Consider the following 16,882-nt stretch of genomic DNA (forward strand, 5'->3'; position numbering starts at 1 on the left):
ATGCGTAGGTCTTTGAATATCGAGCGAGATTTATGATTACATGCCATAGTTTTCAAGCCGTCGACGGCGTCGAGATTGCGTGGCGTGAAACGGGGCAGGGTCGGCCTTTGTTGTTGATACATGGCTTCATGTCTGAAGCGGATACCAATTGGATTAAATATGGCCATGCTGTTGCGCTGGCCAATGCGGGATACCGCGTGATTATGCCGGATCTGCGCGCCCATGGGCTAAGTGGTAAGCCGCATGACCCCGTACATTATCCGCGTGACATTCTGGCTGATGACCAATTCGCGTTGCTCGCGCATTTGGATATCACGGATTATGACCTTGGCGGTTATTCTCTGGGCGGGCGGACCGTGTCGCGGATGCTCGCACGTGGTGCCGCGCCTGGTCGGGCCGTTATCTCAGGCATGGGCTTGGAAGGCTTGACCCAGACAGGCAATCGTGGGGCTCATTTCCGGCATGTTTTCGACAATTTGGGGCAGCATGAAAAAGGGTCTTCCGCATGGATGGCGGAAGCATTTTTGAAAACCACTGGCGGTGATCCGGCGGCGTTACGGCATATTTTGGATACGTTCGTTGATACCAATGTCACGGAGATTGCCAGTTGGACCCTTCCGGTCGCTATTGTGTGCGGTGAACAAGATGATGATAATGGCTCCGCAGCCGACCTCGCGGCACTTTTGCAACATGGGAAGCTGTTATCGGTGTCGGGCAATCATATGAGCGCGGTTACCAAGCCGGAGCTTGGGATGGCCTTTGTTGCGGCGCTGACGGGTGACCGCTGGTGACGCTTCCTCCTTTCGATATCCAGCCTGTGTTGGTGGGCGAGCGGGTCATACTGCGGCCCTTAGTGACGACGGATTATGACGGGCTCTATGCTGTAGCGTCAGACCCCGAAATCTGGGCCATGCATCCGTTTCGCGATCGGTACAAAAGGGAAGTTTTTGACGCATTCTTCGCTGATGCCATTGCATCGCAGGGGGCCTTTGCCATTCTGGACCGCACGACCGATGAAATCATCGGCAGCACGCGCTTTGCGAATTATGATCCAGCAACAGCAGAAATAGAAATTGGTTGGACCTTCTTTGCCACTGCATATTGGCGGACAGGCATAAATCGCGCAGTAAAGGCGCTGATGCTAAGACATATCTTTCAATTTGTTCGGATTGTTGTGTTTCAGGTCGGCGCAAACAATTTCCGTTCGCGCACCGCTGTGGAGCGTTTGGGAGGAAAGTTAGTGCGAGAGCATAAGCGTGACCACGGCGGGCAGGTGCATGACTATACCACCTATCATTTGACGTACGACGATACCCTGACAGGAGCGTTGGCGACGGCATTGGAGGGTGCGAGCAATGCTTAAGGAAACAGCGCAGGAAAAGCGTTTCTGGGCATTCTGGCTGTTAGGTATTTTGTTGCTTGCGGCACAGATTGTGATGAACGTCTGGCTCGTCACAGACGCTACGCCTTTGGGCATGAGCGACCATCAGGCAGCCGGAAATGCGGCGCGTGTTGATTACATCCATGCTGCATGGGCCGCATCTGGGGTCATGGACCTTGCCATTTACAGCATGGAATTGGACCTTATCTTTATCGGCATTTATGCATGGGGCGCTTTTGCAGGCGGGCGGATGTTTGCTGCCGTGCCGCACCCCATGCTCGCGCGGCTCGGTAAGGTCATCATGGTTGCAGCCATCGGTTTTGCGATCACCGATTATGCGGAGACCATAAGTCAGCTCATTCAGGCAGCATTTACCGGCGGGCATGAACTGCTTTCCAGTGTCGCAGCAACGGCGCGGCCCATCAAAACGATATTGTTTCTGGTGACATTCTTCGGTGTGTTGGTCGGCTTGGCTATTCGAAGCTGGAAAAGCCGTGCAGCTTGACGCGGAAGACCGTAAGTTTCAACGTCGCGCTATTATATCTGTCAGGACCCAAAAATGAAAAATCTTGTATCCATTGCCGCTCTGGCATTTGCCACGCTTTCCGTCCCCAGCATCGCCATGGCGCAAGATGCGCTAACGACAGCATCTACACCAACGGTATCTGATGCAGACGCGTTTGTTGCGCGCGCCGAAAAGGACCTGTTCGACTTCTCCATCGAAGCTGGCCGTGTCGCGTGGATTAACTCCACCTATTTGACGGATGATACGGATGCCGTTGCAGCGCGCTACGGAGAGATCGGAACAGAAAAAGCTGTTGCTTACGCACTTGAGGCCGCCAAATATCAGGCACTTTCCGGCCTATCCTATGATACAAAGCGTAAATTGGATATTTTGCGCGGTGGCATAGTCTTGCCAGCGCCAACAACGCCGGGGGCAGCCGCGGAACTGGCGACCATATCAACCAAATTGCAGTCCGCTTATGGCAAGGGGCGGGGCACGTTGCGCGGCAAGGAAATCAACGGTTCGGATATTGAGGCCGAAATGGGTTCGAACCGCAATCCTGAAGAACTGAAGGAAATGTGGGTAAGCTGGCACGACAATGTCGGTGCGCCTATGGGGCCCGATTACACGCGCATGGTGGACATCGCCAATAAAGGCGCTGCCGAGCTTGGTTATGCCGATGTAGGCGCCATGTGGCGGTCTGGCTATGACATGCCAGCCGATGATTTTGCCAAGCTGACCGACAAATTATGGCTGGAGGTAAAGCCACTTTATGACGAGCTGCACACCTATGTTCGCACGCAGCTGAACAAAAAATATGGCGATACCGTTCAGTCCAAAACTGGACCAATCCGCGCAGATTTGCTCGGCAATATGTGGGCGCAGGAATGGGGCAATATCTACGACATTGTCGCGCCTGCAGGGGCAGGTGATATCGGTTATGATATTGGCGAACTGCTGGTCACTAAGGGCTATAAGCAAACCGACTTGGTGGATTTCAGCGCCAATCGTGGCAAAGCGGAAAAAGACATGGTGAAGATTGGCGAAGGCTTCTTCTCATCACTTGGCTTTGCACCATTGCCAAAAAGCTTTTGGGATCGCGCGCAGTTTATCAAACCTGCCGACCGCGAAGTCGTCTGCCACGCCTCAGCTTGGAATGTGGACAATGTCGACGATTTGCGCATCAAAATGTGCATCAAGGTCAACAGCACCGATTTTGTGACGATCCACCATGAACTTGGGCATAATTATTATCAGCGCGCGTATAACAAGCAGCCATATCTTTATTTAAATGGTGCCAATGATGGTTTTCATGAGGCGATTGGCGATGCCATCGCTTTGTCGATCACGCCAAATTATCTCGTCCAGATCGGCTTGCTAGATCCAGCCAAGGTCCCCGGCGCGGACAAGGACAATGGCCTTTTGCTGCGACAAGCCATGGACAAGGTTGCGTTTCTACCCTTTGGTTTGTTGATCGATAAATGGCGTTGGGGTGTGTTCAACGGGACGATCACACCTACCAACTATAACAAGGGCTGGACCGATTTACGCCTCCAATATCAGGGTATTATTCCGCCGGTGGAACGTCCGGCCGACCGTTTTGATGCTGGGGCCAAATATCATATCCCCGGCAATACGCCCTATACGCGCTATTTCCTCGCCCGCATATTGCAGTTCCAATTCTACAAGGCGGCTTGCGATATTTCAGGCTGGAAGGGGCCGCTACACCGCTGTTCGTTCTATGGTAACAAGGATGTGGGCACGCGGCTGAACGCAATGCTCGAAATGGGCGCGTCGAAGCCTTGGCCAGATGCGCTTCAGGCCTTTACCGGCACGCGCGAAATGTCTGGTAAGCCGATGCTCGAATATTTTGCGCCACTGATGAAATGGCTCAAGGTGCAGAATAAGGGTGTGGAAAAGGGCTGGTAAGTAATTATAGCCCCGCCGCAAAGGGCGGGGCCATTTTTAACAATTGTTAGGCAGTCGTTTTTGCGGCGGGTTTCGCCGGAGCCGTTTTCTTTACCGCTGGTTTTGCCCGCGTTGCAGGCGCCTTAGCGGCCGCAGGCTTCGCAGAAGGCTTAACCGCAGCGGCGGGCTTCGCGGCAGGTTTGATCACCGCTTTCTTCGCAACAGGTTTCTTCGGTGCAGGCTTTTTCGCAGCTGGTTTTTTGGCCGCAGGCTTCTTCGCTGCAGGCTTTGCGCTGCTTGCAGTTTTGCGATCATATACCTTCTTACCAGCCACGGCGGCTGCTGCAGTTGCGATAACCGCGCCAGCCACGGCGGCGGACTTGCCAGGATTTTCCTTAATGGCTGTGCCAGCGGTCGTGGCGACATGAGAGGCGGAATCTACCGCGGACTTAGCGGTGGTGGTCGCCGTTTCAGCCGCCGAACGCGCCTTGCCAGATAGCGAGCCGGTCAAACCGCGCAACCTGCTCAAAAATTTGTTCAATATACCAGTTTTTTCAAGTTCTTTCGGCATGGGCCGCTCCTCCTTGGGTTGTAATGCAATGATAATAATCGTTGGGCGCTGTCTTCGTTACTAATTGCTTAGCGGAATGGTGGTTCGTTGAATGCGCGCAGCTTGCGGCTGTGTAAGCTGTTGCCAGCCTCACGCAGCAACTCACAGGTTTGAATGCCGATCTGTAAATGTGCGGCAATCGCCTCTTCGTAAAACCGGTTTGCCTGACCCGGCAATTTGATTTCGCCGTGCAGCGGTTTGTCCGAAACACATAGCAAAGTGCCATAGGGAACGCGGAAACGATAACCCTGCGCCGCAATCGTGGCGGATTCCATGTCGATGGCAATCGCACGGCTTTGTGAGAAACGCAGCGCGGATGCGGAATAGCGCAGTTCCCAATTGCGGTCATCTGTCGTGACAACAGTGCCGGTGCGCATCCGCCGCTTGAGGTCCGCGCCGCTGGTGCCAGAGACATCTTCCGCCGCGCTTGCCAAGGCTTGTTGCACTTCGGCGATGGGTGGGATGGGAATTTCGGGCGGCAGGACTTCATCCAAAATATGGTCATCGCGCAAATAGGCGTGGGCGAGCACATAATCGCCAATCCGCTGCGTCTCGCGAAGGCCGCCGCAATGGCCAATCATCAACCAAGCTTCCGGCCGAAGTACTGCCAAATGGTCGCAAATCGTTTTGGCATTGGACGGACCAACGCCGATATTTACCAAGGTGATACCCGAACGATCTGGCGCGATCAGGTGATAAGCGGGCATCTGGTGCCGCCGCCATGTGCTGTCGGCGATAAGCTGCGCCGCATTGTCTGTCGGCTGATCCACATATAGGCCACCGGCACCAGACAATGCGGTGTAACGGCCATTGCCAACCTGCGTGCATGCCCAACTGACAAATTCATCCACATAACGGTGGTAGTTGGTGAACAGGATATAATGCTGCACATGCTCGGCAGGTGCGCCGGTATAGTGCCGCAAACGGGCCAAGGAAAAATCGGTGCGCAGGCCGTCAAATAATGCGAGTGGCGAACTGCTGTTACCCTTTACGCGCAATAGGCCATCGGCGATTTCATCGCCAATATCAGCCAATTCCGTTGTTGGAAAATGACGGGCTAACTCGTTCGGACTAATGGTTCCTAATTCAAGATCGGCCGAACCATCCAACACATAAGGGAAGGGGATTTCCTGCTTGCTGCGGCCAACCGAAATTTCGAGCTCATATTGCTCATTCAATAGGTCGAGCTGCTCGCCAATATAATCGGCAAAAAGTTCGGGCTTGGTAAAGGTGGTCCGGAACGTACCGATCTTCTCCAGCTTGCCAAATGCGAGGTTCGATTTGGTCTCGCGCGTCTTGCCGGCATAAGTGATGACGAGTTCGGGATAGCAGAAGTCATTGCGTGCACGCTGCTCTGCGCTTGGCGGCGTTCTGTCCTTCAAATAACCCGCAAGCGCGGATTGAAGGCGTTTTACCGAAGCTTCATATTCAGTAACGAGTTGATTAATGATGTTTTGAGATTGTTCACTAGGCATAAGCACGCTTCACCGAATTTGACCATTTTGGCAACAAAAAAGGGAGGGTAACCCCTCCCTTTCATCTAGCATTTAGTCAGACTTTAGTAAAAATCAGAGCTGTCCCAACATATATTCAGCCGAACTCACGTTGAAATCGCCCGGTGCTTCGACATTGACTTGCTCAACCACGCCATCGTTGACGACAAGCGAGAAACGCTGGCCGCGCTTGCCCATGCCAAATGCGCTGCCGTCCATTTCTAATCCGAGCGCAGCCGCGAAATCGCCATTGCCGTCTGCGAGCATAGTGATAGCGTCTGAGCCGCTCGCCTTATTCCAAGCGCCCAAAACAAATGCATCGTTCACAGCCGTGCAAGCGATTTCGTCTATCCCCTTGGCAGAAAGTTCGTCGGACTTTTCGACAAAGCCGGGAAGGTGGCGTGCCGAGCATGTTGGCGTGAATGCGCCTGGGACAGAGAATAATGCAACGCGGCGTCCAGCGAAATATTCTGCAGCCTGAACAGGCTGGGGGCCTTCCGCGGTTGCCTTGACCAATTTAACGTCAGGGATTTTGTCGCCGATAGAGATGCTCATGAGAAATTTCCTTTAGGAAGAAAGAATGTTGCAGCTTCATCCGTGACCAACTGAGCCAAGTCAAGCGGGGGGATGTTCAACGATTGATTTTCTGAGGTAAATTACAAGCTTCAGGGTGTGTTTTGCCTAAAAATCCCACCTTATGGCATATCATATAAAGCAATCTTTATATTTGATTTCGCCAAAATCCGTCGCTATGACGTGCATCATCTAAAACCTCCCGGAGAATAAGCCTGTGGCTTTTAACGATTATGTCATTGCCGATATCGGCGAGGCCGATTTTGGCCGTAAAGAAATCAATATTGCCGAAACCGAAATGCCTGGCCTGATGGCATTGCGTGAAGAATTTGTTGCGTCACAGCCTTTGAAGGGTGCGCGCATTGTTGGTTCTTTGCACATGACGATTCAAACCGCAGTTCTGATCGAAACGCTGACGGCGCTTGGCGCGGACGTGCGTTGGGCGACGTGTAACATCTTTTCGACCCAAGACCATGCCGCTGCTGCCATTGCGGCGCAGAACATTCCAGTGTTCGCAGTAAAGGGCGAAAGCCTTGCCGATTATTGGGACTATGTCGGCCGCATCTTCGATTGGGGTGATGAGACCACGGCCAACATCATCCTTGACGATGGCGGCGACGCAACGATGTTCGCATTGTGGGGCGCAAAGCTTGAGCGCGGCGAAAGCTTTGGTGAGCCAGAGAATGAAGAAGAAGTCGAATTCCAGCGCGCGCTGAAGGCATTTGTTGCCAAAAAGCCCGGCTATTTGACGCAAACGGTCAAGAATTTGAAGGGCGTTTCGGAAGAAACCACCACCGGCGTTCACCGCTTGTACGAAATCGCGAAGAAGGGTGAACTGCCTTTCCCCGCCATTAACGTCAATGATAGCGTGACTAAGTCGAAGTTCGACAATCTGTATGGCTGCAAGGAATCGCTCGTCGACGCCATTCGTCGCGCCACAGACGTCATGCTCGCGGGTAAAGTTGCTTGCGTCGCTGGCTTTGGCGATGTCGGCAAGGGATCGGCCCAGTCGCTCCGCAATGGAGGCGCGCGGGTTATGGTCACGGAAATCGATCCGATCTGCGCATTGCAGGCCGCGATGGAGGGCTTTGAAGTTGTGACTATGGAAGAAGCCGTGCAACGCGCGGACATCTTCTGCACAGCAACCGGCAATGCTGACGTTATCACGGCCGAGCATATGATGAACATGAAACCCATGAGCATCGTGTGCAATATCGGTCACTTTGACAGCGAAATTCAGATTTCGGCTTTATCCAATTATAGCTGGAACGAAGTGAAGCCAGGAACCGATCTCGTGCAGTTCCCGGACGGAAAGCAGATCATTGTTCTTGCGAAGGGACGCCTGGTCAATCTGGGTTGTGCAACCGGACATCCAAGCTTTGTGATGTCGGCAAGCTTTACCAACCAAGTGCTCGCCCAAATCGAGCTATGGACTAACGGCGACAAGTATAAGAACGAAGTCTATGTTCTGCCAAAGCATCTCGACGAGAAGGTTGCGACACTGCATCTCGAAAAGCTTGGCGTGAAGCTAACCAAGCTGACGGACAAGCAAGCGGGATATATTGGCGTATCGACCGAAGGTCCGTTCAAGCCAGACCATTATCGTTATTAATCGCATTTCATAATGTGATAAAAAGAGAGCCTGCTGCGGAAACGTGGCAGGCTTTTTTCGTTGCGTGTACCCAGCATTTGGGCATTTCATAGGTCCTGACCCTAATGACAAGTGATGGCGCTGTGGCCCATGAATCACGCTTTGGCACGGCAGATAATTGAATTGCGTGGTGGCACTTTTCATTTTCATTCTGCAAAGGGTAAGAAAACCACAATCATCATGGCGCTACCAAAGAAATGATTATTACAAACGACGAAGATATGCGCGCTTTCGGTCATGCGCTCGCCCAAAATTTACAGCGTTCAGATTGGGTCGCGATTAACGGTCCGCTGGGTGCGGGCAAAACCGTGTTATGCGCGGGGATATTGGCGGGCCTTGGTTTTAAGGGCGAAGTCGCCAGCCCATCTTATGCCATCGTGCATAGTTATGAACCGCCAGATGTTTTGGTTGCCGTTGCCCATGTCGATTTGTATCGCCTCGATGATGCGGATGAATTGGATGAATTGGGGCTGGCGGAGGAACGCAGTGAACGCATCACGCTTGTTGAGTGGGCCGAACGCTTTGGGGACGCCTATGTGGTCCCGAGCCATATAATCGACATAACGCCGCAAGCGGACGGAAGCCGCATATTGACTTTGAAAATGGATACGGATGACACAATTAACTAACATGGCACCGCCCGCAGGATTGGACGAATTTCTGCGATTGCATGGTTGGGAAGGCGCAATAGTGGCGCCGGTTGCGGGCGATGCATCTTTCCGTCGTTATTTCCGCGTGGAGTCCGCGACGCGCGGCAAGGCGATTTTGATGGACGCGCCGCCACCGCATGAGGACCCGCGTCCTTTCATACATATCGCACAATATTTGAACGGGCATCAGTTCCGCGCACCCGAAATCTTCGCCACCGACCTGACCCGCGGACTGTTGCTGATAGAAGATTTTGGCGACCGGCGGATGCGGGAGCATCTGGACGAAAATCCCGAAGATGAGGCGGCGGTCTATCGCGCGGCTATCGATGCGATTGTCCGGTTGGCGCAGACGCCTGCGGTGCAAGCGCAGCCTTATGACATGGCGACGTACATGCGCGAAGTGCAGCTTTTGTCGGAATGGTACATGCCGGCGATGGGTATATCGTTTGACGCAAGCGCATTTGATCAGCTTTGGACCGACGCGCTGGCCCCGCTTGCGGATTATCAGAAAGTCACTGTGCTGCGCGATTACCATGCTGAAAACATCATGCTGCTGGACGATGGTCAACAGGGAATAATTGATTTTCAGGACGCTTTGGTCGGACATCCGGCCTATGATTTAGTGTCCTTGCTGCAAGATGCACGGCGCGACGTTTCGCCTGCGTTGGAAGCCGAGATGCTGGCTTATTATCATGCTGTGGCAAAACCCGGTGCTGATTTTGACGCGCATTACGCCTTGCTGGGTGCGCAGCGGAATACCAAGATTATCGGTATCTTCACGCGTCTATGGAAACGCGATGGCAAGGAACGGTATTTATCTTTCTTGCCGCGCATGTGGGCGCTGCTGGAACGCGATTTGGCCCATCCAGACCTTGCGCCTGTCAAACTTTGGTTCGACACGTTTATTCCTTCGGACGTGCGCCATAAATTGCCGACGGAATTGAATATCGATGGTTAAGCATGTGGATACAGCGATGATCATGGCGGCGGGCAAGGGGACGCGGATGATGCCCCTGACCGCGGACCGGCCAAAGCCCCTGATCGAAGTGGGCGGTGTTGCATTGCTGGACCATGTGCTTGATCATTTGCGCGATGCTGGTGTCGGCAAAATCGTCGTAAACGTGCATTATCTTGCACAACAAGTGGAACAGTATTTGGCCGTTTCAGCGGCGGATTTGGATGTGCGCATTTCCGATGAGCGCGCGTTGTTGCGCGACACAGGGGGCGGCTTGGTGCACGCGTTGCCGCTCATTTCCGATGATCCCTTCATTTGCGTCAACGCCGACAATTGGTGGACCAATGCGGGCGACAATGCGATCTCGCAGCTTATGGCGCATTGGGATGATGCCCGCATGGATGTACTCATGCTCCTCATTCCGTTGGAGACTGCGTATAATAGCCAAGGCATTGGTGACTTTAATATGGATGCAGATGGCCGACTGTCACGTCGTCAAGGTGATGCGCCTGCATCTTATGTGTGGACCGGTATTCAAATGCTGTCGAAGCGCCTCATTGTCGATGCGCCTGCAGACGTGTTCTCAACCAATATATTCTGGGATCGTGCAATAGCCCAAGGCCGTTGCATGGGTATCGTGCATGACGGCCTGTGGTTCGATGTCGGCTATCCAGCGGCAATAGCGGCAACCGAAGCGAAATTGGCAGAACAATATGGCGGATAAAGGCTCCGCGCCCCGCGCTCATGTGTTCAATGTACCGCTGGGTAATGACCTATGCGATGTAACCGCGCAATGGATATTGCAGTCCGCTGGCGCAGACCCGCTGGCGATTAGTAACAACATACTCCTCTTGCCGAATAACCGCGCGATTAAGGCCATGACGGAGGCTTTTGTGCGGCAGGCGGCGCCGGGTATGCTTTTGCCGCGTATGGTTGCCGTGGGTGACATGCAGATGGACGAAGCCTTAGGCCCGATGCTTGACCCCATAGAGATGGGTAGCACGATATGGCCATCTATCGCGCCCTTTGAACGGCTGATGTTGTTGGCGAAGCTCGTCAAAGACTATCAGCCCGGTGATGCGCCGCTTTCGCCTGCGGAAGCATTACGACTTGCGCGCAAATTGGCAGAATTGATCGATGCGCTTGAGGTTGATCTGGTCGACTTTGCCGCTTTCGCAGATATTAAAGTTGAGGCTGATTTGGCCGGACATTGGCAAGATGCTTATGCGCGGCTTTTGCAGATATTGCCTGCCTATCGGGCGGCTTTAACCGCGCGCCAATTGCTGGGGCCAGCAGAACGTCGGAACCATTTGTTGGCGGCGCTTGAGCAGCGTTTAGCGCAAAATGCCGGTGAAGCTCCGATCATAGCGGTGGGGATTACAACCTCTGCAAAGGCTGTCGCCCGCGTGCTGCGCCGTGTCGCACTTATACCAAACGGGCACGTCATCTTGCCGGGCGTGGATATTGATATGCCGGATGCGCGATGGGACAATCTATCGCCACCCAATTTGGATAACCCAAGCTTTGGCCGCCGTCATAATGTCGAGGTGCATCCGCAGTTTCATTTGAAACATTTACTGGAACTCATGGGCATAGATCGCAGCGAGATTACGGTTCTCCCAACCGCTAAGTCGGTACCAGAAGCCACAACGATTTCGGAGATATTCTGCCTTCCAGAACATAGCGTATATTGGCAGGAACTGCCACCGGAGCGCAAAAGCCTTCCGCATGCTAAATGGTTGGAGGCGGAAGATAGCGCCCAAGAAGCCAAGGCCATTGCGGTGCGTATTCGTGGGGCGTTGGAAACCGCGCAAAAGCGGGTTGCGCTGATTACCCCAGATCGCGAATTGGCGGTGCGGGTCGCTGGGCAGTTACGCCGCTGGGGTATAGAGGTTGACGACAGCGCGGGTATACCCTTGCTGCAAACACCGCCGGGCACGCTTGCGCTGGCGCTGGTAGACGCGATTTGGAGCCGATTTTCCGCGTCGAGCATCTTGGCCATTGCCAAGCATCCTTTGGTATTTGCCGGTACGCAAAGGCTCGACTGGTTGGACCATGTGCGGCAGCTTGATCTTGCATTGCGGGGCACAGCTACTGGCATTGGGCTTGCGGCGATCACGCGGCGGTTGGAGACAGCGCGCAAACCAAATGAAGCGCTTATCGCGTGGTGGTCTGGCGTTGTCACCATGTTGGCACCGCTAGAGAATGCCGATGGCCAGTCATTTGAATATGTTCTTGCGACACTGCGCGATGTGGCCACGGCGCTTACCGATGGTGGCATCTGGCGGGGCGCAAGTGGCCGCGAACTGGCACGCAATTGGGAGGAGATCAGTTCGAGCAATCTGTCGACGCTTGGCCGTATCGATACAACCGGCTTGGTTGGGACGTTTAAGGAAATTTTCTCCGGCGCGGTTGTTCGTCCGCCTTATGGTGGGCATCCGCGCGTCGCGATTTACGGCCTGTTGGAGGCGCGGCTACAACAGGCAGACTTACTGATTTGTTCCGGCTTGAACGAAGGCACATGGCCACAAATCGCGCAGCCTGATCCATGGTTGGCCCCCGCTATCCGACGGCACCTGAAACTGCCAACCTTGGATAGAAATATTGGCCTATCGGCGCATGATTTGGCGACGGCCTTGGGGGCGCAAGAGGTGTTGCTGACCCGCGCGCGGCGGGATCGTGGCGGGCCAACGGTGGCGTCGCGCTTTCTGTTACGGATCAAAGCGCTGATGGGAAAGGCGCTTGCGGTTGATGATGCATTATTGGACTGTGCCGATGCGCTGGATCGTCCTGCCGAAAAGGAACCGTTCGCTACGCGGCCAGTGCCAATGCCAAATGCAAAACAGCGTTTGGTTTCCTTGTCCGTTACCGATTTCGATCAGTTGAAATCTGACCCTTATTCCTTTTACGCTAAGCGTATTCTGGGGCTGCCCGTGTTGGAAAAGGTTGATGCCGAACCCAGTTTTGCGTGGCGCGGGAGCCTCGTCCACGACATATTGGAAAAATGGTTCACCCACGACGCTTGCGCGGTTGATAAGCTTGTTGCACGCGCCGATGCCTTGCTGGCGCAGGAAGCGAGCGATCCCTTGCTGCGCACATTATGGCAGCCACGTATTGCCGCTGGGTTGCGCTGGGTGGCCGAAGAAACCAAGCGCCTAATGACCGAACAAGGTCGCGTCGTGGCGGTTGCCGAGCAACCCGGCACTGTCCATCTCAAAGGTATCGCCGTCAAAGGGCGGGTGGACCGTATTGATCGAACCGCAGATGGCGACTTGGTTATCATTGATTATAAAACCGGATCACCACCAACGGCCAAGCAAGTTAAGGCGGGCTTCGCGCTACAACTGGGCCTCATCGGTTACATGGCGGAAGAGCTGGCCATCAAAGGCGTGTCAGGCGAAGCGAGCCATTTCGAATATTGGAGCCTTGCCAAAAACAAGGAAGCTTTCGGCCATATTGTTATGCCGACAAGCACACGTACAGGCGATAAAAAACCTGATCGCAATGAATTCATTGCCTTTGCGGTTGAACACGCGGAAGCGGCGATTGGTAAATGGATATTGGGTGACGCGCCCTTTACCGCAAAGCTGCACCCCGAATTCGCTCTTTATGGCGATTATGACCAATTGATGCGCTTGCAGGAATGGAATGGGCGTCAGGCAATAATCGAGGACGCGGCATGAGTGCAGAACCTAAAAAGCTGCATCCCTTAATCTCCGCGCAAGCCAGCGCTGTTGTTCCGCGCGACAATATTTGGCTTAGCGCATCGGCTGGTACGGGTAAAACGCAAGTGCTGACGGCGCGTGTCATCCGGCTGTTGTTGGAAAATGATGTTGAGCCGGAAAATCTGCTGTGCATCACATTTACGAAGGCTGGCGCGTCCGAAATGGCGGACCGCATCAATCAGCTTTTGGCGACATGGGTGCAGATGGACGGCACCGCGCTAGGTAACGACCTAAAAGCAATTGGTGCAGATTTTGGTCCCGAGGCGCGCAGAAAAGCACGGCAATTGTTCGCAAAGGTTCTGGATGCGCCCGGCGGTGGGTTGCAGATTTTGACCATCCACAGCTTCTGCCAATCCTTGCTTGGTAGCTTTCCAGAAGAGGCTGGCCTTGTGCCGGGGTTCAAGCCGGTTGAGGGGCGCGAGCAGCGCGAATTGCTCGACGCGGCGCTCGCGAATTTGGTTTTGGATGCCGAAGCGCGTGGTGACGGCAGGATGATTGCCAATTTGCAGGAACTGAGCGTCAACATGGGCGAGGAAGCGGCGCTGCGCTTCTTGCATCGCACCGCGGCGGCCCCTGATGTGATGGCCGGTATCCCCGATGATGCAGGGGCCGTGGTCTGGGCGCGGCGCTTGGCGGATGTCAGCTTTTCCGGATCCGTTGAGGATATGTTAGCGGCCGCGTTTGCTGACGAACACATTCCGCGCGCGGACCTGCAATCCATTATCGACGCCAATCTTTCATGGGGCAAAAATAAAGCCGATAGCCGTGGTGGCAAGCGTGCGGCGGTGCTTCAAAACTGGTTGTCCCGTTCTCCGGCAGAGCGGGCAGTTTTATTCGCGGATCTTCATGGTTGTTGGTCAACGAAGGACGGCGAAGTGCAGAATGCGTCCAAGAACTTTACCCCACTGACGGATGAATATGCCGCGCAAGCGTTGGCGCTGTTCGAATGGACCAACCAGTTGATGGGGCAGGTGGTGCGCGCGCAATATGCCGACAGGCTGGCGCGGGCCTTGTTGGTCGGCAAGGAATTTGCGGCGCAATATGGCAAAGCGAAGCACGCGCTGGGCGCGGTCGATTTCGATGACATGATCCGGCGCACGGCGGCGTTGCTGCAACATGGCCAGATGGCAGATTGGGTGCGGTTTAAGCTCGATCGGCAGATCGACCATATATTGGTTGATGAAGCGCAGGACACCAACGCCGCGCAGTGGGAGATTATTGGCTCACTCACGGGAGATTTTTACAGTGGTATGGGCGTGAAGCCCGACAAGATACGCACTTTATTTTCCGTGGGCGACTTCAAACAAGCCATTTACGGGTTCCAAGGGACCGCGCCGGAACGCTATGAAGCCGCAGGTGTATCTTTTGCCGACCGTATTGGTAAATCGGGGGCTGCGTTGAGCCGTCTTAGTCTATCGCAAAGTTTCCGTTCAACGCCGCCAATCCTTGAATTCGTTAATGCTGTTATCGATGAAGCGGGGCCTGAAAGTTTCGGAATAAACGGTGAAATCGCGGAGCATTATAGCGACAAGCCGCACATTGGCATGGTCGAGCTGTTGGAACCCATTTCCGCCAAACCCAATGGGCAGGATGACAGCAGTTCGGACGAAGAAGAGGATTGGTTCAGCGATGAAAAACGCGCACTGGCCGAGAAGCTCGCGGACCATGTCAAAGCGCTGATTGACGCAAAACCTTGGCTCGTCAGCAAAAATCGTCCCCTTGAGCCCGGCGATATCCTGTTTCTATTGCGCAGCCGTGGTGACATGGCGTCGATGCTGGTGGCGCAATTGCATGAACGCAATGTGCCCGTTGCAGGTATCGACCGGCTTCGTTTGTTGCAGCCTTTGGTGGTGCAAGATTTGCTGGCCGCCATCAAATTTGTGCTGCAACCCAATGATGATTTTAGTCTGGCCTGTGTGTTGGTTTCACCCATCATTGGTTGGTCGCAGGAAACGTTGCTCCAATATGGCTATGTCGGCGACCGCAAGGGCAGCCTGTGGCAGCATATTCGTGACCGGCCAGAGCTTGAACCGCACATCGCCCTGCTGCGCGATATGCTTGCGATGGCCGATTTCACGACGGTTTATCATTTCCTGGAACAGATATTGTCCGGCCCCATCGGCGCGCGGCGTAAGTTCACCGCGCGTCTGGGCAGTGAGGTTTTGGTTCCTATTGAAGAGATGCTGAATTCCGCGTTGCAATTTGAACAGCAACATAGCGGGGGCTTGCAAAAATTCCTTGCATGGTTCGACCGGGGTGACACCGAAATCAAGCGCGAGGGCGACAGCAGTAGCAAAGAGGTCAGGATTATGACCGTCCATGGCGCAAAGGGGTTGCAAGCCCCAGTTGTCATTTTGGCGGATGTGACATCTGACCCGACCAAGAAACCAGACCAGTCTGCCGAGCTGTTGATGGATGAGGGGCAGCGCATACCCTTGTTACCTATCCGCAAGGCGGAACAATCGGGGCAGTTGCTGGAAACCGTTCAGCGGCAAAAGACCCGTGAACTGCAAGAGCATAAACGCTTGCTCTACGTCGCGATCACGCGCGCAGAGGAACGGCTGATTATGGCCGGATCTTTGGGCATCAGCCGCAAGGGAGAGGCGCCCGCCGAAAGCTGGTGCGCGCTGTTGCAACGGGGCATGACAGCGCTTGGGTGCGATTGGGAAGATGATGCTCGCTGGGGCAAGGTGCTACGCCATGTTGGGCAACATGGGGCCTCCCTGACGCCGCCAGAAGACAGCCCTACTGCCTCTACGCAAACGCAAGCGCCCGTTGTGATGCCCGATTGGCTTTTTGCCCCAGCGCCAGAGGAGCGTCGCCCGCCGCGTCCTTTAGTCCCGTCGCGCCTGAACGATGATGATTATGGCGATGCACCAGCGATTTCCGCCATGCGCAAGGCCGCCGAGCGCGGCAAGTTGATCCACGCTTTGCTCGAACGCATCATGGATGAGACATCTCTGCAAAAAGCGGAGCAATGGCTAAATGCGCAGACACTGGATCATGCCATTGATGAGGGCCAGCTTATCGCTGAGGTGCGGGAAATCATCACCAACCCGCAATGGGCACCTTTCTTTAGCACGTCCGCACGTGCGGAGGTCCCATTGGTCGCTGTGGTAGGCGAAATGGTAATCAATGGCCGGATTGACCGGCTGTTGGTGGAACCAGGTCTGGTGCGTGCCATTGATTTCAAAACGGGTCGGCAGGTGCCGCAGGATGAAAGCGGCGTGCCCGCCCCGCATTTGCGGCAAATGGCACATTATCGTGCCGCATTGCAGACGATTTTCCCCGCGTCGCGTGTTGAAGTGTCGCTGCTATTCACTTATGCGCCGCGTTTCATCACGCTTTCAGACGACATCTTGGCCCCTTATTACCCGGCCTCTTGACGCTTCAAGCAAAACTATTGCGCATGGTCCTTGTCAGCCCTTGGC

Annotated in this window: 13 protein-coding genes; 10 read left to right on the top strand and 3 right to left on the bottom strand. The window is 54.5% G+C overall.

From position 1 onward, the window contains the following. Nucleotides 1-32 precede the first annotated feature (32 nt). The 4 genes from D7D48_RS04155 to D7D48_RS04170 are packed head-to-tail and all read left to right on the top strand — an operon-like array spanning nucleotide 33 to nucleotide 3,815. Nucleotides 33-791 (top strand): alpha/beta fold hydrolase, encoded by a 759-nt coding sequence (locus D7D48_RS04155; protein ID WP_125230088.1) that lies wholly within the window; start codon nucleotides 33-35, stop codon nucleotides 789-791. Next, the gene (locus tag D7D48_RS04160; protein ID WP_185739774.1) at nucleotides 788-1,363 is read left to right on the top strand and encodes a GNAT family N-acetyltransferase; all 576 of its coding nucleotides are present in this window, start codon (nucleotides 788-790) and stop codon (nucleotides 1,361-1,363) included. The genes D7D48_RS04155 and D7D48_RS04160 overlap by 4 nt, the downstream gene beginning before the upstream one ends. Further along, nucleotides 1,356-1,886 (top strand): hypothetical protein, encoded by a 531-nt coding sequence (locus D7D48_RS04165; RefSeq protein ID WP_125230090.1) that lies wholly within the window; start codon nucleotides 1,356-1,358, stop codon nucleotides 1,884-1,886. Before D7D48_RS04160 ends, D7D48_RS04165 begins: the two co-directional genes overlap by 8 nt. A 54-nt stretch (nucleotides 1,887-1,940) precedes the next feature. Next, a complete protein-coding gene (locus D7D48_RS04170) occupies nucleotides 1,941-3,815 on the top strand; it encodes a M2 family metallopeptidase (RefSeq protein WP_125230091.1) in 1,875 nt (624 codons plus the stop codon). Between the two features lie 46 nt (nucleotides 3,816-3,861). Here D7D48_RS04170 and D7D48_RS04175 read toward each other — a convergent pair whose 3' ends face one another. The 3 genes from D7D48_RS04175 to D7D48_RS04185 all read right to left on the bottom strand — a co-directional run bounded on the left by D7D48_RS04175 (nucleotide 3,862) and on the right by D7D48_RS04185 (nucleotide 6,452). Then, nucleotides 3,862-4,365 carry a hypothetical protein gene (locus tag D7D48_RS04175; protein WP_125230092.1) on the bottom strand — a complete coding sequence of 168 codons (504 nt, stop codon included), beginning with the start codon at nucleotides 4,363-4,365 and terminating at the stop codon, nucleotides 3,862-3,864. 68 nt (nucleotides 4,366-4,433) lie between these two features. Beyond that, complete coding sequence (locus tag D7D48_RS04180) at nucleotides 4,434-5,879, bottom strand: AMP nucleosidase (protein WP_125230093.1); 1,446 nt, start codon at nucleotides 5,877-5,879, stop codon at nucleotides 4,434-4,436. A 93-nt stretch (nucleotides 5,880-5,972) separates the two neighbouring features. Continuing rightward, entirely contained in the window at nucleotides 5,973-6,452 is a 480-nt protein-coding gene (locus D7D48_RS04185; RefSeq protein WP_125230094.1) for a peroxiredoxin, read from the bottom strand. A 235-nt stretch (nucleotides 6,453-6,687) separates the two neighbouring features. Between D7D48_RS04185 and ahcY the strand changes: the two genes are divergently transcribed. From ahcY to addA, 6 genes are all read left to right on the top strand, one after another. Further along, complete coding sequence (ahcY, locus tag D7D48_RS04190) at nucleotides 6,688-8,082, top strand: adenosylhomocysteinase (RefSeq protein ID WP_125230095.1); 1,395 nt, start codon at nucleotides 6,688-6,690, stop codon at nucleotides 8,080-8,082. Nucleotides 8,083-8,318: 236 nt separating this feature from the next. Then, entirely contained in the window at nucleotides 8,319-8,750 is a 432-nt protein-coding gene (tsaE, locus tag D7D48_RS04195; protein ID WP_125230096.1) for a tRNA (adenosine(37)-N6)-threonylcarbamoyltransferase complex ATPase subunit type 1 TsaE, read from the top strand. Nucleotide 8,751: 1 nt separating this feature from the next. Then, nucleotides 8,752-9,729 (top strand): aminoglycoside phosphotransferase family protein, encoded by a 978-nt coding sequence (locus D7D48_RS04200; RefSeq protein ID WP_125230097.1) that lies wholly within the window; start codon nucleotides 8,752-8,754, stop codon nucleotides 9,727-9,729. Continuing rightward, complete coding sequence (locus D7D48_RS04205; protein WP_125230098.1) at nucleotides 9,722-10,450, top strand: nucleotidyltransferase family protein; 729 nt, start codon at nucleotides 9,722-9,724, stop codon at nucleotides 10,448-10,450. Before D7D48_RS04200 ends, D7D48_RS04205 begins: the two co-directional genes overlap by 8 nt. After that, nucleotides 10,440-13,409, top strand: coding sequence for a double-strand break repair protein AddB (addB, locus tag D7D48_RS04210; RefSeq protein ID WP_125230099.1), 2,970 nt, complete (start codon nucleotides 10,440-10,442; stop codon nucleotides 13,407-13,409). The genes D7D48_RS04205 and addB overlap by 11 nt, the downstream gene beginning before the upstream one ends. Further along, on the top strand, nucleotides 13,406-16,837 hold the full coding sequence (gene addA, locus D7D48_RS04215; RefSeq protein WP_185739775.1) for a double-strand break repair helicase AddA: 3,432 nt from the start codon (nucleotides 13,406-13,408) through the stop codon (nucleotides 16,835-16,837). Before addB ends, addA begins: the two co-directional genes overlap by 4 nt. The last annotated feature ends 45 nt before the right edge of the window (nucleotides 16,838-16,882 follow it).

The sequence above is a fragment of the Sphingorhabdus wooponensis genome (assembly GCF_003933235.1).
Classification (GTDB): domain Bacteria; phylum Pseudomonadota; class Alphaproteobacteria; order Sphingomonadales; family Sphingomonadaceae; genus Sphingorhabdus_B; species Sphingorhabdus_B wooponensis.